Annotated in this window: 21 protein-coding genes and 5 pseudogenes; 14 read left to right on the top strand and 12 right to left on the bottom strand. The window is 33.5% G+C overall.

Annotation, left to right across the window (positions count from 1 at the left end):
* Nucleotides 1–9: 9 nt before the first annotated feature.
* The gene (locus tag BBB02_RS00530) at nt 10–219 is read left to right on the top strand and encodes a zinc-finger domain-containing protein (RefSeq protein ID WP_006013766.1); all 210 of its coding nucleotides are present in this window, start codon (nt 10–12) and stop codon (nt 217–219) included.
* Nucleotides 220–233: 14 nt separating this feature from the next.
* Here BBB02_RS00530 and BBB02_RS00525 read toward each other — a convergent pair whose 3' ends face one another.
* From BBB02_RS00525 to BBB02_RS00505, 5 genes are all read right to left on the bottom strand, one after another.
* Complete coding sequence (locus tag BBB02_RS00525; protein ID WP_006013769.1) at nt 234–860, bottom strand: phosphatidate cytidylyltransferase; 627 nt, start codon at nt 858–860, stop codon at nt 234–236.
* Nucleotides 850–1,545, bottom strand: a complete 696-nt coding sequence (gene uppS, locus BBB02_RS00520; RefSeq protein ID WP_127463610.1) for a polyprenyl diphosphate synthase — start codon at nt 1,543–1,545, stop codon at nt 850–852. The genes BBB02_RS00525 and uppS overlap by 11 nt, the downstream gene beginning before the upstream one ends.
* A 275-nt stretch (nt 1,546–1,820) precedes the next feature.
* Nucleotides 1,821–2,969 (bottom strand): hypothetical protein, encoded by a 1,149-nt coding sequence (locus BBB02_RS00515; protein ID WP_127463609.1) that lies wholly within the window; start codon nt 2,967–2,969, stop codon nt 1,821–1,823.
* On the bottom strand, nt 2,947–3,600 hold the full coding sequence (locus BBB02_RS00510; RefSeq protein WP_127463608.1) for a hypothetical protein: 654 nt from the start codon (nt 3,598–3,600) through the stop codon (nt 2,947–2,949). The genes BBB02_RS00515 and BBB02_RS00510 overlap by 23 nt, the downstream gene beginning before the upstream one ends.
* A gap of 21 nt (nt 3,601–3,621) precedes the next feature.
* A complete protein-coding gene (locus tag BBB02_RS00505; protein ID WP_127463607.1) occupies nt 3,622–3,855 on the bottom strand; it encodes a hypothetical protein in 234 nt (77 codons plus the stop codon).
* A 151-nt stretch (nt 3,856–4,006) separates the two neighbouring features.
* On the opposite strand from BBB02_RS00505, the pseudogene BBB02_RS00500 reads away from it, so the two are divergent.
* A pseudogene (locus tag BBB02_RS00500) lies at nt 4,007–4,870 on the top strand (2-oxo acid dehydrogenase subunit E2); the annotation flags it as partial.
* Nucleotides 4,854–5,891, top strand: a pseudogene (gene metG, locus BBB02_RS00495) (methionine--tRNA ligase); the annotation flags it as partial. The pseudogenes BBB02_RS00500 and metG, both read left to right, overlap by 17 nt.
* Here the strand turns inward: metG and BBB02_RS00490 are convergent.
* From BBB02_RS00490 to BBB02_RS00480, 3 genes are all read right to left on the bottom strand, one after another.
* A complete protein-coding gene (locus BBB02_RS00490) occupies nt 5,888–6,943 on the bottom strand; it encodes a hypothetical protein (RefSeq protein WP_127463606.1) in 1,056 nt (351 codons plus the stop codon). The pseudogene metG and the gene BBB02_RS00490 overlap by 4 nt on opposite strands.
* Before the next feature lie 18 nt (nt 6,944–6,961).
* Nucleotides 6,962–7,348, bottom strand: a complete 387-nt coding sequence (locus tag BBB02_RS00485) for a hypothetical protein (RefSeq protein ID WP_127463605.1) — start codon at nt 7,346–7,348, stop codon at nt 6,962–6,964.
* A 217-nt stretch (nt 7,349–7,565) separates the two neighbouring features.
* Nucleotides 7,566–7,973, bottom strand: coding sequence for a hypothetical protein (locus tag BBB02_RS00480; protein WP_127463604.1), 408 nt, complete (start codon nt 7,971–7,973; stop codon nt 7,566–7,568).
* A gap of 218 nt (nt 7,974–8,191) precedes the next feature.
* On the opposite strand from BBB02_RS00480, the gene clpB reads away from it, so the two are divergent.
* From clpB to BBB02_RS00460, 4 genes are read left to right on the top strand one after another with little or no spacing between them, the layout of a single operon-like run.
* Entirely contained in the window at nt 8,192–10,756 is a 2,565-nt protein-coding gene (gene clpB / locus BBB02_RS00475) for an ATP-dependent chaperone ClpB (protein ID WP_127463603.1), read from the top strand.
* Between the two features lie 27 nt (nt 10,757–10,783).
* Nucleotides 10,784–15,454, top strand: a complete 4,671-nt coding sequence (locus BBB02_RS00470) for an NAD-glutamate dehydrogenase (protein WP_127463602.1) — start codon at nt 10,784–10,786, stop codon at nt 15,452–15,454.
* Between the two features lie 5 nt (nt 15,455–15,459).
* Nucleotides 15,460–15,750 (top strand): Sec-independent protein translocase subunit TatB, encoded by a 291-nt coding sequence (gene tatB, locus BBB02_RS00465; protein ID WP_127463601.1) that lies wholly within the window; start codon nt 15,460–15,462, stop codon nt 15,748–15,750.
* Nucleotides 15,722–17,116: a PleD family two-component system response regulator gene (locus tag BBB02_RS00460; protein ID WP_127463600.1), complete on the top strand. Its 1,395-nt coding sequence runs from the start codon at nt 15,722–15,724 to the stop codon at nt 17,114–17,116. The genes tatB and BBB02_RS00460 overlap by 29 nt, the downstream gene beginning before the upstream one ends.
* Nucleotides 17,117–17,123: 7 nt before the next feature.
* Here BBB02_RS00460 and recO read toward each other — a convergent pair.
* Nucleotides 17,124–17,854, bottom strand: a pseudogene (gene recO, locus BBB02_RS00455) (DNA repair protein RecO).
* Between the two features lie 196 nt (nt 17,855–18,050).
* Here recO and BBB02_RS00450 point away from each other — a divergent pair.
* Nucleotides 18,051–18,578, top strand: a complete 528-nt coding sequence (locus BBB02_RS00450) for a hypothetical protein (protein ID WP_063630481.1) — start codon at nt 18,051–18,053, stop codon at nt 18,576–18,578.
* Nucleotides 18,579–18,630: 52 nt separating this feature from the next.
* Here the strand turns inward: BBB02_RS00450 and BBB02_RS00445 are convergent, their stop codons facing one another.
* A complete protein-coding gene (locus BBB02_RS00445; protein WP_026092580.1) occupies nt 18,631–18,969 on the bottom strand; it encodes an outer membrane protein assembly factor BamE in 339 nt (112 codons plus the stop codon).
* A gap of 129 nt (nt 18,970–19,098) precedes the next feature.
* Here BBB02_RS00445 and BBB02_RS00440 point away from each other — a divergent pair, with 129 nt between their 5' ends.
* Nucleotides 19,099–20,088, top strand: coding sequence for a ribonucleotide-diphosphate reductase subunit beta (locus BBB02_RS00440; protein ID WP_006013958.1), 990 nt, complete (start codon nt 19,099–19,101; stop codon nt 20,086–20,088).
* 310 nt (nt 20,089–20,398) lie between these two features.
* Here the strand turns inward: BBB02_RS00440 and BBB02_RS00435 are convergent.
* Nucleotides 20,399–20,605 (bottom strand): annotated as a pseudogene (locus BBB02_RS00435) (IS110 family transposase); the annotation flags it as partial.
* Between the two features lie 51 nt (nt 20,606–20,656).
* Here BBB02_RS00435 and BBB02_RS00430 point away from each other — a divergent pair.
* Both BBB02_RS00430 and BBB02_RS00420 read left to right on the top strand, forming a co-directional pair.
* Nucleotides 20,657–20,893 (top strand): hypothetical protein, encoded by a 237-nt coding sequence (locus BBB02_RS00430; protein ID WP_127463599.1) that lies wholly within the window; start codon nt 20,657–20,659, stop codon nt 20,891–20,893.
* Between the two features lie 706 nt (nt 20,894–21,599).
* Nucleotides 21,600–22,276: pseudogene (locus tag BBB02_RS00420) on the top strand (transposase); the annotation flags it as partial.
* 139 nt (nt 22,277–22,415) lie between these two features.
* Here BBB02_RS00420 and ygfZ read toward each other — a convergent pair.
* Nucleotides 22,416–23,213, bottom strand: a complete 798-nt coding sequence (gene ygfZ / locus BBB02_RS00415; protein ID WP_127463598.1) for a CAF17-like 4Fe-4S cluster assembly/insertion protein YgfZ — start codon at nt 23,211–23,213, stop codon at nt 22,416–22,418.
* A gap of 121 nt (nt 23,214–23,334) precedes the next feature.
* On the opposite strand from ygfZ, the gene BBB02_RS00410 reads away from it, so the two are divergent.
* From BBB02_RS00410 to BBB02_RS00400, 3 genes are all read left to right on the top strand, one after another.
* The gene (locus BBB02_RS00410; RefSeq protein ID WP_179948519.1) at nt 23,335–23,616 is read left to right on the top strand and encodes a co-chaperone GroES; all 282 of its coding nucleotides are present in this window, start codon (nt 23,335–23,337) and stop codon (nt 23,614–23,616) included.
* Between the two features lie 89 nt (nt 23,617–23,705).
* Nucleotides 23,706–25,367, top strand: coding sequence for a chaperonin GroEL (gene groL, locus BBB02_RS00405; protein WP_127463596.1), 1,662 nt, complete (start codon nt 23,706–23,708; stop codon nt 25,365–25,367).
* Nucleotides 25,368–25,654: 287 nt separating this feature from the next.
* A complete protein-coding gene (locus BBB02_RS00400; RefSeq protein ID WP_245970136.1) occupies nt 25,655–26,233 on the top strand; it encodes a protein-disulfide reductase DsbD domain-containing protein in 579 nt (192 codons plus the stop codon).
* Nucleotides 26,234–26,406 lie beyond the last annotated feature (173 nt).

The raw sequence follows: 26,406 nt of genomic DNA, 5'->3' as shown, positions 1-26,406 counted from the left end.
AGGAGCAGTATGTCAGAAGTGAGGGATAATAATCTAATAGTTTGCTGCCGTGGTGATGAGAATGATGATGGTTCTGGTCATCCAGTAGTATATTTACATAAAGAAGGAGAAATGTATTGTCCTTATTGCAGTAAGCCCATGAGTGAAATAGTGAACTCCGAAGAATTTCAATTTGTTGAGGTGAAAGCAGTGAATAAAAAGGAAAGGACCAAAGGTTAATAGCACTTCATTCTTTAGCTTATGTAAATAGCAATAAAGGGGGCAGTAAAGATGAAACTGTCCATACGGTCAAGTACTCCTCCATGGCCAGGTATTATACCTCCACTATCTTTAACATTGTAAACTCTTTTTATGAGTGATTCAGTAAAGTCTCCAAGTTGGGCTAGAATAGCAATTGTAACGCCAATTATTGGGGAATAGAAAATTGGAAATAAACTCAAAAATATTGAGCCAAAAATTGTACAAAATACTCCAGCTAAAACTGCACCTAAAAGCCCTGACCAAGTCTTTCCAGGACTAATAATTGGGCAAATTTTAGCACCACCAAAGTTTTTACCAAATAGGTAAGCGGTAATATCGATGCTCCAAATGGTTAAGATAAGCCATATTAATTCATATTTTCCCTGTGGTAGATTATATAAGTATATCAGCGATGCATTTGGTAGTGCAATGAGTAGTAATGCAAAAATGTATAAGATACTATTGCCTTTAGTTAGATTATACCATTCAAAAGAAGATAGAACCGCAATTGAAAAAATTAGTAGATAAAATGATAAATCACTGAAATATGTAGCAAAAGAAAATATCAGTAATATTACTATTGAAGATAGTGTTCTCACCATAAAATTATTATCTACCATATTTTTTCTCTCTCTTTGTATAATCTGCTAATGCTTTACTCAAATCTTGACAAGAAAAATCAGGCCACAAAGTATCACAAAAATACAATTCAGCATAAGCTGCTTGCCATAGTAAAAAATTGCTTAACCTTTTCTCGCCACCAGTGCGAATTAATAAATCCAATTTTGGTAAATCTTTAGTATACAGAAATTTTTCAAATTCCTCTTCCAATATGCAATCAATATTTCCTTTTATGATGTTGTTGATAGCATGTATAATTTCCTGCTTTGCTCCATAACTAACTGCAACAGTAAGTAACAGGCCATCGTTCTTATGTGTTACTTCCTCTGCTTTTTTAATTTGATCGAATATTTTACTAGGCAATAGGCTTAAATTGCCAATAAAATTCAACTTAATGTTACAATTGTGAATGAAATTGATTTTATCTTCATTAGTTAAAACAGAGTAAAATAAATCAAATAGACAATCTGTTTCGTTTTCAGGTCTAAACCAATTTTCCATAGAAAATGCGTACAAAGTTAAGTAAGGTATAGCCAAGCTTGTGCAATGCTTAGCGATATCAAATGCAACTTCACTACCTTTTCTATAACCATCAATTTTCACTTTTCCTTGATTTTTTGCCCACCTGCCATTACCATCCATAATAATTGCTAGATGTTTTGGTAGAAATTCTAGATTTAACATTTCAAGATAACCTATTATTTGGTTTTACCTGTTCTAACAGTATCAGTTAGCTTAAAATTTCTATATTTCTGTATGAGAAGTTCACTATATCGCTCTAAAAACTACATTATTACTGAAAAATCATTGATAGTCTACATTATATGAATAAAATTTTCTCAATCGGCTGCTTAGTGATCTTACCAAGAAAAAATGGAGAGAAAATATAGCAAAAACAGTCTGTTATAGATGGTTTTACGGTATAGTGAAATTATTATAAACAAATGAATTTAGTGGTGTTAGGAATACCTAGCTTTTTTATGTGGATTTATATTCTCAATAACCTGCTCTAGAGATAAATTATATAATTTTGACACAGGTTCTTCGCATTCAATATATCTTTTAAATTTAGGGAATGGTACAAGTGAATTTATATTTATTTTCTGCCCTTGAGGAAGATCTTTACCGCCTAAGACAATTTCTGGGGAAGGATATTGAGTATATATTCTCAGATCTTGGGGAACATATTTAATTATATCTTCGTAAATACGTTCCTTGTTGTTCAAATAATCGATATTAATATCTTTAATTTTACCAGCTTTACGCAGGAGTATAGCAAGCCTCAAAGTCGACTTTACGCTAGGTTTAAAATTTTTAAATATATTGACAAATGCCTTATCAGTAACATTATCTATTATTGCTTTTAGCTCTTTAGTGGTAACAGAATTGATGCCCTTAACAGCGTTTTGATCTTTTAGTAGTGTTATAATCCTTTTGTCATTCAATTTTGCACTATCAAGTAGAAGTCGAAATTTTTCAGTATTAATAGAATCGATAAAATTCTGACTTTTTAGTAAATCCATAACCATGGAGCAATCAAACTTACTACTACTAGATATAAGTTCAAGTTTTTCAAGATCGATAGAATTGACTCGAACGAATAGACTCTGATCTTCTAGTATTTCTCTAACATCTGTAGAATCAAACTTAATGCTTTTGCATATAATTTTTAATCTATTACCATCAATAGAATGGAGTTGAGGTAATGAAATCTTTAGTATTTCTGCAATCTCTTTATCTGTAAAAAAATAATCACTTTTCATGATACTAACTTTACTCTCATCAAGAGAATTGATTTGATCAAACAAACTCTGATCTTTCAGTAAATTCATAATATATCCTTGATCAGAATACTTAAATATCAAGTCAAATATTTTACGATTCATCGAATTGATGCGTTCAACAACTTCCTGGTTTTTTAGTAATTCTATAATAATGGTATGATAAAACTGCCTAAATACGAATTTAGATTTTTCAGAATCAATCGAATTGGTAAGGTTAATAAATTCTCGATCTTCTAGTATTCTTATAATATGTTCACTAGTAAACTCATCACTCTCAAATATGTATTTAAGTAGTTCTTCACTAATACAGTTTGATATTCTCAAGAGTGTTTTGATTTTTTAGTAATTCTACAATAATACTGGCATCATTAAACTTACGACTATCAAGTATGATTTTAGATTTTTTAGGAGCAATCAAACTGATGCATTCAACAACTTCCTGATTTTCTAGTAATTTTATAATACCTTTATTACTAAATTTATCACTCTCAATTATATATTCCAACTTTTCTTTATCAATAAGATTGATGTTACTAGCAGTATTTTTATTTTCTAGTAATCCTATAATACTGGTACCATTAAACTTAATATTATTAAGTATGAGTTGAAATCTTGCAGGAGCAACCGAATTGATGCGTTCAAGAATTTCCTTATTTTTTAATAACTTTGTAACATCTTCATCACTAAGCTTACCACTTTCAAATATGCATTTAAGTATTTCTTCATTAATATAAAACTGACCATCGTCAACAGTTCCTTTATTTCCTAGTGCTTCTTTAGCAAAGTTATTCGGATCATTTTTTTCATCTTCCTCGTAATCAAAATTATCATAATATCCATAATCTTCTTCATTCTCCTCACTATCACTACTTTCGAATTCATTGTTGATATTGCAAACCTCCCCACCTTTTAGTATTTCTAGAATCTTTTCCCTCGAAGGTGCATCTTTTAGCATGGACCTAAACATTTCATCATCTTAATTGTTGATGTTATCAACAGTTTCTTTATTTGATAGTAATTCTTCAATACCTTTGTAACTAAACTTATTGTTATACTTGCATAAGATTTTAAGTTTACTGTAATCCATTGAATTGATGCCATCAACAACTCTTTGATTTGATAGTAATTCTCTGTTGTAAGCCTTACATATTAGTTGAAGTTTTTCATTATCTTCTAAATCCTCTGCATTGTCTGCTTTATCAAAATCCATAATCTTATTTCAATTTACTTAGTATTTTAATTTTAAACATATAAAAAGAAATAATCAAGCATTATGACAAAAGGCCTAATGAATTTATTAGTTTATTACATGTCTCTTTTCATGTATAAATTTATAGAAAGTTTTATATAGAAGTTATTTTATGAGCAAAATTATAGAAATAAGAGCGCCAAAAACTCTTGGTGGTGAATCAGTTACGGAAGGTATAATAAAAATAAAGAAAAATATTGGCGAAGCAGTAAAAGTAGATGACTTGATCTTTGAAATTGAGACTGACAAAACAGCACTCGAATTAACTGCAGAAGCTTCAGGACAAATAACCGAATTTTTTGTGAAAGAAGATGATGTAATTAGCCCTGATCAGTTACTGGCAAAACTTGCTGTAGGAGAAATAAAAGAAGAAATGAAAGAAGAAAATAAGGGCGAAAGCGCTGCTAAAAAAGACGCCCCTTCAGCTCGTAAAATTATGGAAGAAAATGCAATAAGTGCAGAAAGTGTAAAAGGAACTGGCATGGGAGGCAGAGTAACCAAAGCAGATGTGATAGACCATATGAGTAAGGCTGAACAACCTGCGGTAAAACAATATGAATCGCCAAAAAGCGTAGCAAGTGGAGAGAGAAGAGAAGAACGAGTGAAAATGAGCAAAATAAGGCAAGTCATTGCTGCTCGTTTGAAAGCATCGCAAAATACTGCTGCAATACTGACCACGTTCAATGAAATTGACATGAAAAACGTCATGGATCTGAGGGCAAGGTATAAAGAAACTTTTGAAAAGAAATATGGAATAAAACTTGGTTTCATGTCGTTTTTTATAAAGGCAGCAGTGCAAGCGCTGAAAGAAATTCGTGAGATTAACGCTGAGATTTCAGGTGATGAAATTGTATATAAAAATTACTATGACATAGGTGTTGCTGTTGGCACTGACAAAGGTCTTGTTGTACCAGTTATTCGTGATGCTGATCAAATGTCATTTGCTGAGATTGAATTGATCAATTTGGCAAAACAAATTGCTAGAGTTATATGAAAATCAGCCGAATTTCATCTTTCCTGAGAGCAGAAAAAACGAGGTGGTATCGTTTGTAAAATCAGGACTGACTGACCTTTCGATTTCTCGTACTAGTTTTAATTGGGGAATAAAAGTACCAGGGAATGACAAGCACGTAATTTATGTTTGGATAGATGCGCTCACTAACTATCTCACGTCAATAGGCTTTCCTAATATAGAAGATGAGGAATATAAGAAGTTTTGGACAAACTCCTTCAACGTTCATGTGATCGGTAAAGACATACTGCGTTTTCACGCTGTATACTGGCCAGCTATTCTTCTTGCAGCAGATTTACCACTGCCAAAACAAATTGCAGTTCATGGTTGGTGGCTAAACGAGGGGGAAAAAATATCCAAATCTCTTGGTAACGTTATAGATCCAATTGATCTTGCAGAAGAGTTTGGTGTTGATCAACTACGCTATTTTCTCCTTCGGGAAGCAAGTTTCGGTCAAGATGGTAATTTCAGTAAGAAGAACATGATCAACCGCATAAACTCAGAGCTGGCAAACAATATAGGCAATTTAGTGCAAAGAACAATTTCATTTCTGCACAAGCAATGCTTTGGAGTTGTACCAGTGGTCGATCGCAATTTGCTTAAAGATGATGAGAGTTTGCCAAATTGTAAAGCCATACTTGATCAAGTAACGAATCATCTCTCAAAGTATGAGTTTAATCATATTATATTTTTAATTATCAATATCTCTTCTGAGGCTAATACTTATATAGATAAAAGTGCACCCTGGACACTCAGTAAAACCGATAGAGAGCGCATGGATTTAGTAATTTACAAATTACTTGAATACATCAGAATGATTGGCATTTTGCTGCAGCCAATTATTCCAAAGTCAGCAGGAATGATACTAGACCAATTGCAAATTCCAAAAGAACAACGCGATTTAAAATTTCTGTGCAATGCGTACGTAAGCTCAGGCACTACAGTGCCTAAGCCTACGCCGATTTTTTTAAGGGTGAATATTTAAAGAACCCTTAGTAAACCAGGCTGAATTGGTCGTTGTGTAGTTAACTTGCTTAGTTCAACAGAATCAACAAAGGTACCTTGCTGTTTTGATGTGTTTATACCGTTGTCTACTTTTGCAAAAGATGACACAGTATTAAAACTACCAGACTCTGAAATAATTTTATTTGACTCAATAGTTTTACCACTCTCAGCATGAGTTACATTCGGTTTAGCAATTTGATAATTACTGCCTTTTGCTGAAGTAACGTGGTGTTCACGAGAACCAAAAGGATTTAAATTCCTTAAAAAACTGCCCCATGTACTCATAAAGGCATTTTCAGCAGCACTGTATTTTGTAATAGCTGTCTGATTTGATCCAACAGTTTTACTACTCTCAGCGTGAGTTATGTTTGGTTTAGCAAATTGATAATCATTATTACTGTCCTCATAGAATAGGTTAGGAAGAGTACCACCATCTATAATTTCCTCTAGATCTTCTGATTTATGCAAATCCTTAAACCATTTAGGTTCAGGACTGTTATCATTCTTCTTTGCACTACCAACGAGACTGTCCCATGGGTTACTAAGAACAGAGAATATTCTGCTCATCACACTCTGAGAAACATCTTTATGATTTGTGCTATCCTCTGCAGTTGTGAAACACTGGTCTCCATATCGCTTGTTAGCATCATATAATATCTTGGTCGCCTCATCGATCTTACTTTGCATAGCTTGTTGATCAGCGGAACAAGTAAATGGTAAGCTTGAGGTATAATTAACCATACTATTGTCAGATTGCACTAGACTGTTATGAATAGGATCAAACTTATTAATAAACATTGTTGATGCTAACGTTCCTAGCCCTAATAATAATGACATTTTTGCTGCAGGGATTGGATTATTTGATGATTGCATAGAACTTTTTACACTGTTAAGCTTCTCTTTTTCTGCTACAGCATTCATTTTTGGTTGATTACCTTCTTCTCTAAATAAATTGCTAAGAGCTTCATAATCTAAAACCTCTTCTCGATTTTTTTTCTTTACGCTCTTTATGCACTCTCTCAGCATCTTCATCAGAATGAATAATGTATTCTACTTTTTATCTAATTGTTTTTGCATTTCAGCTTTTCCTTTGGCATTTTGAGCATCTAAATAAGAAGAAGTAACTTTTAGCTCTTTGCTCTTTTCAAAAATATCCCTATTTTTACCTTCTATCTCTTTTGCTTGATTAGTCAATTGAGTATCTTTCTCAAAAATAATTTTGTTTTTATTAACTAATACAGCCGAAAGTGCAATGACTATAGCAGAAAATACAGCACCGCCAATAATAAATGGAAGGCCAACACTTAATGCTGCAGCTGGAGCTAAGAAACCAACATAAGGAGCTGCAGCAAACACTCCTGATGCTAAAAGAGTTGCTGTAGCTAAAGTACTACTGATAATATAAGGCGCGTTAGCCTTATTAAACATATGTTTCATTACATACCTCACTAAAATTATTGTTTATTCTAGCATGGATAATAAAATATGGCAATCTTTTTTTATTAATAAACTACATTAGTTGAAGAAAACAGAAGCGTAGATTCGCAAAAAGATCGATCTATACAATTTCCTTCTCTATTATCCGATTTTTTTCTGATTACACACTGAACTTTTTTCTCGGATAATGTTTATGCAATTGATTTTTAGCTTGATCTTACTCAACTAAAGCTAAGTTATTAGAAGTTACCTGATTTGTTTGAGCATTATCAATTTGAGTATTTTGTTGTCTGCATTGAGTATAATACATAATAGCTGCAGTTCCAACAGCAGCTCCAACACAAGCAGCTCCAGCAATTAAGGTAATTTGATTAAAGCTCTCGTTATAACCTGTGTTAAAGCCTTCACTGTAGCCTTTTTTATAGCCCTCCATATAACCATCTTGATAACTTTTTTGTTGTGCAAAAAAACCATAAGCGTATGTAAACAATACTCCTCCTGCAGCGTAAAATATACCCTGTATTCCAGGTTTTATTACGTCTGGAACAAGCCTGACGCCATTCTTTATTTCTTGTACTATAGAAATTGTTATTAAGTTCTTTATGTTAAAATCATTGATATTCATTTTTTTATAAAAAAAAATTAAGCTATATGCTTTATATCTTAACATTAATTTAGTTTTAAAGTAAATTAATATTTTAATATAAATTTTATTTTTTGTAGAGAATCTGCTTTTTCTTGTTTTATATGAACTTAGAAAATTTTTATTGATAAATGACTTTAGGTTTAAAATTGAGGAAGTGGTTGCTATATATATCAGCAAGTATGAGTTGAATTTATATTATGGACTTGAATAAATTTACCGAAAAAGGAAAAGGCCTAATTCAAAGTGCTCAAATGAAAGCATTGGGAGCTGGGCATCAGATTTTTATGCCTGAACATTTACTTAAAGTAATGCTTGAAGATGAATCAGGTTTTGTTCACGATCTGATAGGCTCTTGCGATGGGAATGTAAAGAATATTTCTGATACTGTGAATAATGCAATTAAAAAATTCCCAGTAGTTGAAGGGCCAGGGAGTGGTGGCCTTCAGCTTTCAAGAGAGGTAGCAAAAGTTTTTGAGGATTCAATCGGTATTGCGAGGAGGAATAAAGATACATTTGTTACTGTTGAGCGGTTACTGCAGGGCCTTGCTGCACAAAAAGATGATACTGTAGGTAAGATTCTAGCGGAAAATGGTGTTACACCGCAAAAATTAAATTCAGTTATTGCAGAAATGAGAAAAGGTGGTAGTGCAGACTCTCCAAATAGCGAGGAAAAATTAAATGCGGCAAAGAGATATACAAAAGATATTACAGAGCTTGCTATGCAAGGTAAGCTTGACCCTGTAATTGGTCGTGATGAGGAGATCAGAAGAACTATGCAGGTATCGCTAAGGCGAACAACAAAAAATAATCCAGTACTGATAGGTGAACCTGGTGTTGGAAAAACTGCAATAGTTGAAGGTTTAGCAAACAGAATTGTTGCAAATGATGTACCACTTGGTTTGCGTGATGCAAAAGTTTTAGCTTTGGATCTTGGTGCATTAATTGCTGGAACAAAATTTAGAGGGGAGTTTGAAGAGAGAATAAAAGCAGTGATTAATGAGATTTCAAAAGCAGAGGGAAAAGTTATTTTGTTTATAGATGAGCTTCATACTTTAGTGGGGGCAGGAGCGACAAGTGGTGCAATGGATGCTTCAAATTTGCTCAAGCCTGCTCTTGCGCGTGGAGAAATTCGCTGTATAGGGGCTACAACTTTGGATGAGTATCGTCAACATATAGAGAAAGACCCTGCGCTTGCAAGGCGTTTTCAGCCTGTGTTTATTTCTCAACCGACTGAGACTGATACTATTTCAATACTGAGGGGTTTGAAGGAGAGGTATGAGGTGCACCATGGTATTAGAATCACAGATGGTGCAATAATCGCTGCTGCAACGCTTTCTAATAGATATATAACAGATAGGTTTTTACCTGATAAAGCGATCGATTTAATTGATGAAGCAGCAAGTAGGGTTAGAATTGAAATGGACAGCAAGCCTGAGGTTGTTGATGAGCTTGAAAGAAAGATTATACAGCTGAAAATTGAGTCAGAGGCTTTGAAAAAAGAAAGTGATGAAAACTCTAAGCAACGTTTAAAAAAGATAAATGAGGAAATTGAGAGTCTAAACAGTAAATTTGCTGACTTAAGCAGTAAATGGCAGATGGAAAAGAATAAAATAGCTAAAATACAAGAAACTGCTGAAAAATTGGATAACGCGAGGAAAGATCTAGAATTGGCTCAGCGTAATGGAAATTTAGGAAGGGCAGGGGAGTTGATGTATGGTGTGATTCCTCAACTTGAAGATGAGTTAAAAAATCAGGAAAAAGTTACTGATAGTTTCCTAAAGAAAGAAGTTACTGAGAGTGATATTGCAAATATTGTTTCAAAATGGACAGGCATTCCAGTTGATAACATGATGCATAGTGAAAAGGAAAAGCTCCTTAACATGGAAAATGAAATAGGAAAAAGAGTAATAGGGCAGAGAGATGCAATTGAAGCGATAAGTAATGCAGTAAGGCGCTCTCGTTCTGGTGTTCAGGATACTAATCGACCTTTTGGTTCATTTTTATTCTTAGGTCCAACCGGAGTTGGAAAAACAGAGTTAGCAAAATCTCTTGCCGAATTTTTGTTTGATGATCAATCAGCACTTCTACGCTTTGATATGTCAGAGTATATGGAAAAACACTCTGTTTCAAAGTTAATTGGTGCGCCTCCAGGATATGTTGGTTATGAACAAGGTGGCAGGTTAACTGAAGCAGTGAGGAGAAGACCATATCAGGTAATTTTGTTTGATGAGATAGAAAAGGCAAATCCAGATATATTTAATATACTACTGCAGATTTTGGATGAAGGTAGACTCACCGATAGCCATGGCAAATTAATTGATTTCCGTAATACCATACTAATTTTAACTTCTAACCTTGGAGCTGAGATGATGCTAAGAGGAGCTACCGAATCTGTGAAAGATGAGGTGATGAAAATAGTTAAGTCAGCGTTTCGTCCAGAATTTTTAAATAGACTGGATGAAATTATTATATTCCACAGCTTAACCAAAGATGACATTGATAAAATTATAGATGTTCAATTCTCTTATTTACAAAAGATGCTTGCTAAGCGTAAACTGAGTATTAGTTTATCGCAAGAAGCTAAAGAACTAATAGCACAAGCTGGATATGACCCTGAATATGGAGCGCGGCCTCTGAAAAGGGTAATACAAGAATGCATTCAAAATAATCTAGCTAAGTTAGTTTTATCAGGGGAAATAGTAGAAGGAGATGAGCTAATAGTGTATACTTCTGGTAACGAAATCTTAGTTAAAAAGATCTAGATTTGCTGTGTATTTTTGTTTTGAAAAATGTGTATAAATCATAATGTTAATGTTGAGTCTTTATTTAAGCTAGTTGATCAAGGGAATAAAAAAGAGAAAGAAAAAATTAAAGAGTTTATACAGTACTTTTATAATTTTGTTTATAATAGTGACCTAAAAGTCAACGATAAATTTCTTTTATACATTGCAGAAGATGCATACAACTTCATTCTTAAAAAAGAAAAAGAAGAAAGTAGATTGGCAGTAAATAATGTAAATGATATTTCAGGAATAGAAGGTGATTTCACTATAATTAAAATCACAAATGATGACATGCCTTTTTTAGTTGACTCGGTTATTGCAACTATTAAGTCGCACGATTTAACCATATGCTACTACAGCAACAGCATAGTTAATGTCAAAAGAAAAGATAGCCTAATAGATAAGATTTATCCCTTGGAAGAAAGTAATGGAATCAAAGAATCAGTAATATATGTAATCATTAAAGGTATAAGTGATAGCTTTGTTGATACATTGAAAGAATCTCTACGAAAAACGCTAAAAGCAGTTAATTGTGTTGTGAAAGACTGGCAACCACTGCTAAAGAAGCTTGATGAAGCTCTTAGGCAGCCTGCATTGACCACTGGAGATAGAGATTTTTTAGCTTGGTTGAAGAATAACAATTTTGTATTTCTAGGTTACCAAGAATACGTTGCTAATAAAGACGGAAAGCTTGTTCTAAGCGCTAAGGAAAATCTTGGATTAATGAGAACAAGTAAAGAGTATCAGGATTTATTGATTTCTTCTGAAGGTTTGAATTCTTTATACATATTAAGATCAGACCTAATTTCAATAGTTCATCGGCGTACGTATATGAATTGTATAGGAGTAAAAGAATTTAATGACCAGGGTAGGGAACGGCATTTCTTTGGGTTATTTACTTCTGTGGCGAAAGTGCAAGATGTTCGGACTATTCCGGTAATAAAGGATAAGGTCACAACAATAGAAAAAAGAGCAGGATTTGTGCCTGGTGGCCATAACAATAAAGCTTTGATTTCTATTCTGCAGGCATTCTCTTGTGATGAATTGTTCCAGTCAAATGAAGGCGAGTTATTTGAAATTTGCACTTCGATTATGTCTCTTGCAATTAGACCAAGAGTCAAGTTATTTTTGAGAAAGATAGGGAGCTTTATTAGCTGCATAGTACTGATACCAATGCGTTATGCTAGTGCAAGACTAATGTTTAAGATACGCGATATATTGAAAGATGAAACGAATGCAGAAAGTTCAGATATTTATAACAATCACATTATCAATGAATATGATTTGATGAAATTACACGTGGTACTAAGAACCAAAAGCGCTAGCGTTTTTGATGATGAAGTTTTGCGTATCGAAAACAAGTTAAGAAACATTACAGAAAAGTGGGAAGATCGTTTTATAGACAATTTATATAATACTTTTAGCACTGTTGAGGATATATTTATCCGCTATTGCAAGGCATTTCCGATAAGTTATCAAGAGAATTTTGAACCTCATGATGCGTATTATGATATGAAAAAATTGGAGATAGTGAGAAAGAAAAAAGTCAGTGAAGTTGATTTGAGGCTTACTCGTGACAATCTCAACTATCAATTGAAGGTTTACACTCCAAGCAACGGAGGCCTTGAATTGTCAAAGATATTAAAGGTTACTAAGAATTTAGGGGCTAAGATTCTATCTCATAATGGTTATTATATAGAAATCAACGGTGGAATATGGATACATCATTTTGTGTTGTCAAGAGTTGATGAATTAATAGACAACATTACTTTAAAAGAGCAGTTTGAGGTAACACTTGTAAAAGTGTTCAGCAAGGAAATAAAAAATGACTATTTTAACAGCTTGATCATTATTGCTGGGCTCGAGTGGAAGGAAGTGCTTCTGATTAGAGCGCTAAGCGCCTACCTAAAGCAGACATCATTTAGCTATAACCCAGAATATATCCAGAAAGTAGTATCAGAGTATCCAAAAGTAGTAAGGTATTTAGTAGAATTATTTCATTCAAGATTTGATACTAAAATAGATATTGATAGGGCAGAAACTACTAGCATTTTGATAGAAAAAATTGAAGAACTACTAAAAGAGATCAGCAACGTTTCACATGATTACGTTTTGCGTTCGATATTTAACTTGATAATGGCAATTTTGAGAACCAGTTATTATCAAGATGATAAGCCATACTTATCTATCAAATTTGATTCAAGTAAAATAAATGGTTTACCTGACCCGCGCCCATACCGTGAATTGTATGTTTATTCAAACCTTTTTGAGGGAATACATCTAAGAGGAGGGAAGTTGGCTCGTGGTGGTTTGAGATGGTCGGATAGAACGGAAGATTTTCGCACTGAAGTTTTGGGACTCATGAAAGCCCAGATGACAAAAAATGCAGTCATTGTACCTGTTGGCGCAAAGGGTGGGTTTGTAATAAAGCAAGTTTATAAAGACAAAAACATTTTCAGGGAGAAAGGTGTTGAATGCTATAAGAATTTCATCAGAGGAATGCTTGATATTACTGATAATGTAGTTGATAGCAAAATAACTCCACCAGAAAATGTGATTAGGTATGACGAAGATGATCCATATTTGGTAGTTGCAGCAGATAAAGGCACTGCTTCATTTTCTGATTATGCAAACGAAATATCCTCTGAATGTAATTTTTGGCTCGAAGATGCATTTGCATCTGGTGGATCAGCAGGTTATGACCACAAAAAGATGGGTATTACAGCAAGAGGTGCATGGATTGCAGCACAACGCCATTTTTGGAGAATGAATAAGGATATTTACCAGGATACAACTGTTATTGGCATTGGAGATATGGCTGGCGATCTATTTGGGAACGGCATGCTGCTTTCAAGAAATATGAGTTTAATTGGAGCATTTAATCATATGCATATTTTTGTTGATCCAAATCCTGATGCGGAAAAGAGTTTCGTGGAACGTAAACGGCTCTTTGAATTACCGTTTCCCACTTGGATGGATTACAATAGAGATTTGATTTCTAAGGGTGGCGGGGTATTTGAACGTAGTAGCAAACAAGTAGAAATTTCTCAAGAAATGAAAAAGTGCTTTGATATAACGGAAGATACATTATCTCCAAATGATTTGATTCGATATTTGCTCAAGGCAAAAGTGGATTTCATATGGAATGGAGGAATTGGCACCTTTGTTAAGGCAAAAAGTGAAAGCCATGGCATGGTTGGCGATAAAGTAAATGATGAATTAAGAGTAAACGGTCATGATATTAGAGCTTCTATGTTTATAGAGGGTGGCAACCTTGGTTGCACGCAGCTTGGAAGGGTAGAATACGCTAAAATAGGTGGGTATATCAATGCAGATTTTATTGATAATTCAGCAGGAGTAATATGTTCTGATCTTGAAGTTAACATCAAGATTGCTTTTGTTGCAATTATAAAAGAAGGGGGAATTTCCTTGGAAAAAAGGAATGAAATACTGGCTAGCATGGTAGATGAAGTTGCATCTAAGGTACTTGAAAACCATAACAGGATTGAAACAAAAGCATTGCTTCTTGAGTGCTTGCAAGCTAAAGAAAAGTTGGAGCAGCACCATAAATTATTACTCAGTTTAGAGAAATTTGGGCTGCTAAACCGAGATGTAGAATTTCTTCCAGCTGAAGAAGAGGTAGCAAGAATGTTAACTGATGGAGAAGGTTTCTGTTCTCCTCAGCTTTCTGTTCTGATATCTTATGCAAGAACAGCAATAAAAAATGAAGTTATACACTCTGAGCTACCTGAAAAAGATTTTTTGTGCCGTGATTACTTACTAAATTACTTTCCACAAAGGATGGTAACAGAGTTCAAGGATTCCATATTGAAACACCAACTTTGTAGGGAAATTATTTCTACTTGCATTACAAACGATGTAGTAAATAGGATGGGCTGTATATTTATTAATAATTTGGTTGAGAGTACTGGAATTAAAGTACATGAAGCAGTTAACATATATATCGTTGTTAATCACCTATATAATTTAAGTAGCCTTTGGCAGAAAATTGATGAATTGGATGGAAAAATTGATGTTGATTCATATTTGCAAGTAGTGAGAAGTGTGCAAAAATTTATTGGTAGGGTATCATTTTGGTTAGTAAAAAATCTTGGTAAGCTTAATCTTGTAGAACTAGATGGTGTTATAAAATTTAGGGGTGCAATTGAAACTTTAGGCCATGATATTTTAGATGAGCACCTATTAGAGGTCTATAATCATGGATTAGCTTCTTTGTTAGAGCTTAACATAAATAAAGATCTAGCAAAAAGGGTTGCTGATCTACGTATTCTTATTTATGCGCTGGACGTTATATCTGTTGCTGAGCAGACATCTTTGTCCATCCTTGAGGCTGGTAGAATATACTTTGAATTAAAGTCGCTGCTAAGATTTGATATGATTAGAACAGTTGCTGGCAAGATGAAAAGCCATTCTTCCTATTGGGATCGCAGCTTAATTAATGATTTATTAGATGATTTAAGCAATTATCAACATAAGCTAGCTGTTAAAGTTATAAAAGCTACTGATAATCATGTAGACAAGGTTCAAACTTGGGCTATTAATGATAAGGATTATATAGAGCGCTACAATAGCTTTTTAGATGAGATGGTTGCTTCTAAACTTGATTTAAGTAAATTAATACTCATAATCAGGAGAGTTAAAGTACTTGCTTCATAGGAAAAATGTTTAATATAGGTCTGTCAGAAGTTTTAGTTGTAGCTTTAGTGAGTATAATTGTTCTTGATAAGAGTAAAGTACCTGTGTTACTTAGTCTTATTAAGAATGTATACAGGTATTTTATGGTTATAAAATCAAGGTTCAGGAGTTTAATGAAAGATGCAGGAATTGAAGACTTATATAGTGAGTGTGACGTTGAAAAAGTCAATTATATAGTTGGTAAAGATGGTAAACTTTATCCTACCTATGATGTAGATAATACAAAAAATGACAGCAAAGATCCTAGTAGTAGATGATGTACCATCTAATGTTAAGCTTTTGGAGGCTCAGCTAAAAGCAGAGTACTATACAGTTATTGTAGCTTATGATGGCGAGGAGGCGATAGATTTAGTAGCGGAACAGCAGCCAGATATTATCTTACTTGATGTCATGATGCCAAAAATGAGTGGTTTTGAGGTTTGTAAGAAGCTAAAGAATGATCCCTTAACGACTTATATTCCAATAATTATGGTAACTGCGCTGCATGATACTCATGATAGAGTGGAAGGAATTAATGCTGGTGCGGATGACTTTCTAACTAAGCCGATAGATGAAACTGCTTTATCTGCAAGAATTAAGTCTCTTGTGCGCTTAAAGATGATAATAGATGAGTTGTGCTTGAGAGGAGAAACTAATGCTGAGATTGGTGGAGTAGCAGAAAGCAGTATTATGGATTATTCTAATCAGATTTTTGATGCTAACATACTTGTTGTAGATGAGGACACCTTTCAAGCAGAGCAGATACACAATGTTCTAAAGCAACGCTTCAGATCAATTAAAATACTGCACGATCCAAAAGAAGCATTAAAGGTTGGTATTAAGGATAATTACGACCTGATTATTTCTGACATGCAGTTTTCAAAAACTGACGGCCTACGGTTGTGTTCTAAGTTTCGTAGTAAAGTAGAAACACGTTATACACCAATTCTGATCCTTTCTGAAGATTATGATAAAAGCAATTTAGTAAAGGCACTTGATGTAGGTGCTAATGATTATTTAACAGTACCTTTAGATGAGAGTGAATTAATAGCTAGGGTTAATTTGCAAGTGAAACGCAAAAGGTATCAAGATGCCTTGAGAATGAATTTATTTAATAATTTAGAAATGTCTATAAAGGATCCATTAACTAACTGTTATAATAGAAGATATTTTGATGCACACTTAAGAAATATTGTTAAGGATTCTGTGGAAAAAGATAGAAGTTTATCTCTTATGATACTTGATATAGATTATTTTAAGATGGTGAATGATAACTTTGGGCATAATGCTGGAGATGAACTTTTAAAGGAAATACAGAAAAGAATTTCTGAAAATATCAGAGTGACAGATTTATTAGCTAGGTTTGGTGGTGAGGAATTTGTTGTTGTAATGCCAGATACCAATGCATCAGATGCGTATACTATTGCAGAGAGAATAAGGAAAATTATTGCCAAAGAACCTTTTATACTTGTGGGTAAAAATACAACCCATAATGTAACTGTGAGCATTGGAATTTCAGCAATGCAAAGATCTGACCTTGATGATGTTAAAAAATTTATAGTACGTGCTGACAAATATTTATATAAAGCAAAAAACAGTGGTAGAAATAGAGTGGTTACTGGGCGGAATTTTTCTTTCAAATAAGTAGTAACTAAGATTCAAATGATAGCATAAAATTTCTCAACTCCGGAGAAATTTCGCATTTAACTGCAGAAATAGATATTTATTTAAAAAATACCCTGTAATTTTTAACCCTAGTCTGAATTCTTGATATGAGTAGCTATTTTGTAGGTTGTTATTGTATACATCATGCAACATCTGTGGAAAAGGTAGTAATTTATCTGCATAACAGTCACCTACTTTTTTTGACACTGCTCTACCAGTTTTTGGAGAAATAAATTGTAGATTTTCTTTCACACCTGTTACAGCACATTTTGATAGGTCTAACTTAAATCCAAGTTGCGTAAGAAGCAGAAGCTCTAAGTTAAGGTAATGACTTTGCCAAAACTGGCCATTATGTTTTATTACATCGATGAAGTGTCTAAAATTATCATACAACTTGATGTAGGATTCACTTTCTGGAAGCACTTTTTCTAATATAGACGAGAAAGAAGCAATAGCAATGCTTTTTAACCTATCTTGAAAGAAATGATGAAATGAAGATTCAATCAATTCGCACTTTAAAAAACCTAGATTTTCAGGTAGCTTAGCACTCCATTCTACATGTAATAGATTACTTATTTGAAACTTATAATTGCTATTGTTTGTTAACCTAGTTAATCCTCTGCACTTTCCATGATTTTTTGTAAATAGAGAAAGAATTAAATTTTTGTCACCATATTTTTTAACAGCTATAATAACACCTTCATCTTTCCATCTCATTTAGAGTATATTGGCCATATGATATTATAGAGATAATAAAATTAGTGTAGCAAATTTGAGTTTAAGTCAACTGAAATATATTGACTTTATGTGCAATATTAGCTTTAAACCAGTAAAACAAGCTGCTTAACATATGCGCCCTCTCTATTTTAATTATATTCTTCTTTTGTCTCTATGTTGTTTTTTGTTTTTTTCAATGAAAGCCCAAACGGATGATTCGTCAGTTATTCCTATACCACAAAGAAAAAAAGAATTAGTTGAGTTAGTACAACCGAGGCAAATTATTGAAATACAGGAAATTGATGAGGGTATTCCAATTCCCAAAAGAAAAAAGGGTGTAGAAAGAAAACTAAGAGAAGACATCAAAGAGGTGAAAAATGAAATAAGAGATAAGAAAAATGTTGAGAACAAAGATGATGAATTGGCTGTAACAGAAATTATTAATTCTATAAGGGATAAACTGACAGAGTGTTGGAGCATTCCTGAGGGCATAGTTTATAAAGAAAATTTTAGTATAAAAATTAACTTATTATTATCCAGTAAAGGCGAGATCGTTGTAGCCAACGTAGCAGATAGTAGTTCTTATCAAAATAATCCTCTTTTTAGATCAGCAGCAGATAATGCAATGCGTGCAGTGTATAAATGTAGCCCGTTAATTGGCTTACCTGCTGAGCATCATCACATTTGGCGCGAAGTCACGTTAGATTTTATTCTAAATAGGTGAATTTACGTTACCTAAATTAGTTACTTGTGATGAAAAATAAATCAGCAAATTTTCAATCAACAACAGCTAAAGACCTTTCTGCAACGTTGATTTCTCTTATATCTGTAACTTCGTCATTCTGATTAAACGAAATTTGCAGAGACTTACTACTGTACTTCCTTTTTCCCAAGAAGTTAGCTTGTTTAATTTTATATGAGACATAGTACCAAACATTTTCGTCGAACTTTGATACTAATGTTGGCGATCCTAAAGTATGAACCACTTTTTCTCTATCATCACCTACTTTTATTTTGCTCCACAGTTCAACATTAATGCCAGGAACTCCGTGATTATAGATAGTGTGCATGCAGCCTACTGAAAACAGCAAAACAGAAAATGTTAATACCCGCATTTTGTCAATTAATTATTTGAAATCATAATACACTGATAAACTATCTGTTGTCAAATTTCAAAAAAGTTAAATTGACTGATTCTCAATATCATTTAATATAATATTTACTTCAAAATAATTAGGTACCTTATGTCATTGCTAGAAGCAGATCCAATATACAAGCCTTTTAATTATCCTTGGGCATATGATGCATGGTTGCAGCAACAAAGGATACACTGGATACCTGAAGAAGTTCCGCTTGCTGATGATGTGAAAGATTGGAAAACTAAACTTTCGAATGTAGAGAAAAATTTATTGACCCAGATTTTTAGGTTTTTTACTCAAGCAGATATTGAAGTAAATAACTGCTATATGAGGCATTATTCAAATATATTTAAGCCAACAGAAATATGTATGATGCTTGCAAGCTTTTCCAATATGGAGACTATACACATTGCAGCCTATTCATACCTTCTAGATACGATTGGCATGCCAGAAAGTGAATATCAAGCATTCTTAAAATATGATGCTATGAGAAAGAAGTATGAATACATGTTAGAATTTGAGGAAAGTAAAAAGCACGATAAAAAACATGTTGCTAAAACTTTAGCAGTATTTGGTGCCTTTACTGAAGGATTGCAGTTATTTGCATCATTTGCAATTTTGCTCAATTTCCAACGTTTTGGAAAAATGAAAGGCATGGGACAAATAATTGCCTGGTCAGCACGTGACGAAACCTTGCACACCAATTCAATTATCAATTTGTTCAATACGTTTATTAAAGAGAATAATGAAATTTGGAATGACGAGTTCAAAGAAGAATTATATTCTGCATGTCGCACCATTGTTGAACTTGAAGATGAATTTATAAGTCTTGCTTTTGATTTAGGAGATGTTGAAGGGCTATCTGCAGAGGAAGTGCGCAATTATATACGTTACATAGCAAACAGAAGGTTAACGCAATTAGGTCTTAAATCTATATATAATGTTAAAGATAACCCTATTCCGTGGCTTGATGAAATACTAAATGGCGTAGAACATACAAATTTCTTTGAAAATAGAGTAACAGAGTATAGCCGTGCAGCAACTCAAGGCACTTGGGAGGAAGCTTTTGCTAAAAACGATACAAAAAGTGAATAGCAGTAACTTCACCCTTTTTTATCGTTTCAACGGAAGCTTGCGATACATATCAAAGGTGGAAGGAGGAAGAATTTGATATAAATCATCTATTTAGCTTAGAAAAAAGAGAGTATAGATATAAAGTCACATTATTGCATGTAATAGGTGGAGGTTTTGATTGCTTAGAGGAGAAGATACCGTCTTGTTAGTCAACAAAAAAATTATAAAATTTCCCAAGTTGCATCATAAAATCAAAAAGTACTTCCAATTGTGTAACAGTACACACATTATAGTTAGTGGATATGTTGATAAGTAAGAAGCATTTTTGATTTTAAAGTACTAAACCTTCAGTCAACCTCCTAGCCCTGTAGTTTTTGATATGGTTAGGATCAAAAGCACTTTTGGATGTCAGAATACCGAAAATGATATGGAGTAGCTTACGCATTGCAGCACCAAAGATGGCCATATTATGCTTACCCTTTTCCTTTAATCTTTAGCAAAAGCTCATAATGATAGGATTATGATTCTTAGCTACTATCATATATAACCCCATACGTTACCATTAAAAATAAAAAGCAAGGCTAGTCTTGTGCATACAGAATTAGAACCATTCAGGTCTTTCTACGATACCGTTCAGCCTATACTTTTGAGAAGGGAATTCTTATCTCCTCTACAGATTTTATGTCTAAGAAGAAGCACAGAGTTCCTCCCTTCTCCACCTAATGCTTACAATGTCAAAGCAGAGGTTCCTAGTGAGAAGCTAGATAGCGTTGATGCAGAACAAAACAGCTATTACAGCGGCAAATATGGTAGTGTAGTTAAGTAAAAAAAGGAAGAAGAGACTTCTTACTCTTTTCTCCAAATTTTTTATATATAATTGAAAATAAAAAAACTGTGGATAACTCTGAAAAAGATCGAAAAAGACATAAAAAAGAGTATGATTAGATTAAAATATTTATAGAAAAACTTACTCAATTGATAAATATCTTAACGCTTTTTAAGAAAAGACAAATAGGGGGTCGTATTGGAGCTAAAGGTTGAAATTTTAAGTGCTTCTTAATACTTAAAGAGGTACTTTAATAGTTCCTTTTAAGTACTAATGGAGGTTCGATAGGTTGTTGTTTAAAAGATTGGCAGATATTTTTATTAGTATCGAAAATTACATAATATACATTATGGAAAATATAAGAAACACAAGCTTTCAGCAAGAGAAAATGCAATTTTTGCTCTTTTAAAACAGCATAAAAAAGTGCCTGTTGAACTCCCAGATTAGCATCCAAAAACACTCAAGTATTACTTTAAGAGTACTTAAAATCTTCACTTAAAGACCATTCCTTACTCCCTTATTGGCTCTTATTAGAAAAATATCAAAATCACAACTAAAAAAGATTAAAATTGATATAATTTTTTAGAGCTGTCCACTTTATTATGAATCTCCGAAGTACTTATAACCCCAGTTATGGATTAGAAAGTAGAATTAATAAAGAGAGGAATACTCAAGTATTTTAGCAATAATTAAGAGGTTATCCATGAAGAAAGATACAAGAATACCTGAAATTATTATGCCAGAAATACTTACTATAATCTTACTTTACCACCGTACAAAAATTTCAAGTTTTTTTACTTGAATTATCTTAAATTATTGTACAGTTCTGAGTTTTCAAACTCCCTTCGTATCATAGATTTGTTGCTCTAAAAACGAGGGTTTTATGGAATGCTTTTGCAGTGGTTCTGCGAGTAAGCGAAAATTACTCTATATTGATACAACAGCAATTGCTGTTTGCCACGCAAAAAGGATCACAAAAAATAAGGTTTTCAAAGAATTGGCAAATATAAGCCTATGTTCGGGTTTAAATTGCATCTGATAATCAATGAAATAGGCGAAGGTATTACGCTAACTAAAGGCAGCGTTAACGACAGAAAACCTGTACTAAATTTGACTAAAAAATTGACAGCGGAGATAAAGAAGAAAGAGCTCTTTGATAGAGGCCTAAAACTCATCACTAAAGTGAAAAAAGGCATCACTAATTTCACTCAAAGAGAAGATTTTATTGAGAAAAAGGTCGATTATTGAGACAGTTTTTGGTTGTTTGAAAAATAAATTTGAGCTTCGGCATAGATCCCCCATAAATTTTTTAGTACATATTTTTCAACATTAATTTCGTATTCCATGCAGTCGAAAAAGCCCTCTATTTCTAAGCTTTATTGACTCGGATAATCCATAACTGGGGTTCATAATGCGTAAAATATGTATTTCTCTGGGTTATCAACTGAGTTATTCACAATACTGTGGATAACTATCACAAACACTTAAACAAGAAAAAGGGGCTTTTACCCGAATAGATATTTTATAACGTCTTAATGCTAACCCCACCGACATATAAATTTGCGTGGCTTTTTCCAGTATTAAGCAATGCAAGTCCAATATTGTCGACACTAGAGCGTAGTTCTCCTACTTCTTCATTATGTTCACTGATTACTTTAGTACCAATATTTGGAAGTGCATTTTTTCCATCAACAAGGTAAAGTTTCCTTCTGAATTTTTCTTGTCTGCTCATTCGATTTACAACTTCCTGACCTATATAGCACCCTTTATTAAAGCTTATACCATTTATCTTATCGATTAAATATTGCAGCGGAAATGATGAATTTTGCACCATATCTTTTGCTCCATCTGGGACAAGGTTTTTAATTCTAACTTTTTCATACTGAATAAAATCTCCAACCGGTTCTTTTATTTCATCTTCATGTATGATCCTCATTCCCAGCAGCTTGTGCCTTGGATCTTGAAAAATAACTTGTGACTTACTACTACACTTCGCCAACTTAGCATCAAACAAGACTCCAACCTTATATAGTGAACTAATGTCTTTAATCCTCACTCTAAGGTAAGTTTTGAGCAAGTCTAATTTTTCAATTATTTGCTGTAGATGGGCATTTTCACACTCCAAATAAATATATTTATCATGCTCAATGAGGAAAAAATCGTACAGATATTTTCCCTGAGGGTTAAGTAATAAAGAGTAAATTGCCTGCTGGCTACTTAGTTTATTAATATCATTTGTTATAACACCCTGAAGAAAATCTCTCGTGTCTGGTCCGTATAAAGATATTAGACTACGGTTTGCTAGCGGTATGTAACCCATAAAACTTCTGTTCAAACCTTAATTATAAACTTTTACTAACTCCAACCCTTGAAATGTAACCTTTGGATTACTACATAGAATTGTAGGTTAATCTATTAATGAGGAAACATAAATGTCAAGTATAAATTTGAATGTATTAGATGATAACGTGCTAATAAAGCCTGTTACTGAAGAAAAACAAGGTGGAATTGTACTACCATCAAGTGCTGAAAAGAAGCCTACTAAAGGTGAAGTTATAGCAATTGGTAGTGGTTCACGCAACTCAAGCGGAGAGCGTATAGCTTTAACTGTAAAAACTGGTGATAAGGTTTTCTACAGGCAGTGGGCTGGAACAGAAGTAGAGCATGATAATGAAAAGTATGTCGTGATGAAGGAGTCAGACCTACTTGCTGTTATCAAGTAAGTATTCCTATTTTGCTAAACTAATGAGCTATATAGTGCATTATGTATTTTAATATTCTAAATTTTTTATTAATTTAAGGAGTGATAAAAATGGCTAACATAGTAGTATCAGGCGAACAGTTGCAAGAAGCCTTTCGTGAAGTTGCAGCAATGGTTGACTCAACGGTGGGAGCAACTGCAGGGCCTAGGGGAAATACAATAGGAATTAGCAAGCCATATGGTGGACCAGAGGTCACAAAGGATGGCTATAAGGTAATGAAAGGTATAAAGCCTGAAAAACCATTACACTCTGCGATAGTAAGCACCATTGCTCAAAGTGCTTCTCAGTGTAATGACAAAGTTGGTGATGGTACCACAACATGCTCAATACTGACTAGCAATATGATAATGGAAGCTTCAAAGTCAATTGCAGCTGGAAATGATCGTATTTGTATCAAAAATGGAATACAGAAGGCAAAAGATGTGATATTAAAGGAGATTACATCAATGTCTCGCACAATTTCTTTAGAGAAAATGGATGAAGTTGCACAAGTTGCAATAATTTCTGCAAATGGTGATAAAGATATTGGTAATAGCATTGCTGATGCTGTTAAAAAGGTTGGAAAAGAAGGCGTCATCACTGTTGAAGAGAGTAAGGGTTCAAAAGAATTAGAAGTTGAACTTACAACTGGTATGCAGTTTGACCGTGGTTATCTCTCTCCATACTTTGTTACAAATAATGAAAAGATGAGCGTGGAGCTTGATGATCCATATTTGCTAATTACAGAAAAAAAACTTAATATTATTCAACCTTTACTTCCTATTCTTGAGGCTATTTTTAAGTCTGGTAAACCTTTGTTTATCATTGCAGAAGATGTTGAAGGTGAAGCATTAAGCACTTTAGTGATCAACAAATTACGTGGTCTAAAAGTTGCTGCAGTAAAAGCTCCAGGTTTTGGTGATAGGAGAAAGGAGATGCTCGAAGATATAGCAGCTTTAACAGGTGCTAAGTATGTCATAAAAGATGAGCTTGGAATCAAGATGGAGGATTTAACTCTCGAAGATCTTGGTACTGCTAAAAATGTTAAAATCACTAAAGACAATACTACAATTGTTAGTGAAGACAGCGACTCTGATAAACAAAACAGAGTGGATGCTAGAATTAACCAGATTAAATCTCAGATTGAAACTTCAACCTCTGATTATGACAAAGAAAAGCTAAGAGAGCGTTTAGCAAAATTATCAGGCGGTGTTGCTGTACTCAAAGTTGGTGGAGCAGCAACCGAAGTAGAAGTAAAAGAACGCAGAGATAGAGTAGAAGATGCACTTCATGCAACAAGAGCTGCAATTGAAGAAGGGATAGTTCCAGGTGGAGGAGTTGCACTTCTTTATGCTGCATCTACTCTTGATAAGCTAAAAGCTTCAAGCGATGAAGAGCAAATAGGTATCAACATTGTCAAAAAAGTTCTCAGTGCTCCAATCAAAAGATTGGTTAAAAATGCTGGTCTTGAATCTGCTGTTATAATTGACTATTTGATTAAGCAGAATGATAAAGAGCTTATATACAACGTTGAGGCTATGAACTACGCTAATGCATCAACAGCTGGTGTAATTGATCCGGCAAAAGTAGTGCGTATTGCTTTTGAAACGGCAGTGTCTGTAGCAAGCGCACTTATTACTACTGAATCTATGATAGTTGATCTACCAAACAAAGAAGAAAATGCTTCATCACCTATGGGTGCAGGAGCAATGGGCGGAATGGGTGGATTCTAAGTAAACAAGAGCCTTGGAGCAACTTGCTCCAAGGTATCTTTCTAGTTCTAAAAAGTCTTATATTTATAAAGGAAATAAATTTGTGGCTTTCTATGCAAAGCCACTACTATTTATATTTGTTACGTCTCTTTAATATTATAACTGCTTAAAAATAAAAAAATAATATATGAAAGTTATAATTGCTACTATATTTGTATTAGCATAATATTATATTAACAAATGATTTATATAATATTTTTATTATAATAGATAGAACTTAAATTATTTTCTTCATAAATAGAGTATTTATGAAAATACGTATATACTCAATCCTACTTTTACTTTTTTCTTGCACTCAATTGTGCGCTGAAGAAGAAGTTGCAAAATTTGATCTGCTCATTGGTAAGGTAAATAAAGCAAACCTCACCATTGAAGGCGCAATAAAGGTTACAATAAAACCAGGTTGGCATATATATTACAAAGATCCTGGAGATTTCGGCCTTCCTACTTCCTTTGACTGTCAGGGTAACATATCAAATATAGATATTCATTGGCCTACTCCCAAGGAACATGAAGATAAAGTTGGGGAAGTTACATTTGTTAGTAACATATATGAAGATATGGTGTTATTTCCCTTTAAAACTAATATCATTCCAAATCAGGAATACGCTGATATTAACTTTCATATAAAGTACGCAATATGTAAAGATAGGTGTATCCCTAAAAATGCCGAGATAAAAACCAGTCGACCACTAAAGGATTTTATAGATCCCGATATCAATAAACTGTCAGTAATCGCTAGTTTTTCTCCTGCTATGCAACAAAGCCCTCTGGCATCCAGATTAGACACTAAGTTGATAAGTATAAAAGCAGCTAACCTTATGTAAAAACACAATATTCCAGTGTTAAGCACTGGAATGACATTGTATGAACATTGTACCATATTACAATCAGTTGTGATTGGTATGACAAGATAAGAGGTGCTAGAATAATGGAAACGAAGTCATACATAGAAAATAGGTTAGGTATTTTTCAACTTTTGCTATATACTCAAGTAAAA

The organism is Wolbachia endosymbiont of Bemisia tabaci (genome assembly GCF_003999585.1).
GTDB lineage: Bacteria > Pseudomonadota > Alphaproteobacteria > Rickettsiales > Anaplasmataceae > Wolbachia.
Note: the sequence above shows the minus strand (reverse complement) of the source record. Positions and strands in the feature narration are given on the sequence as shown.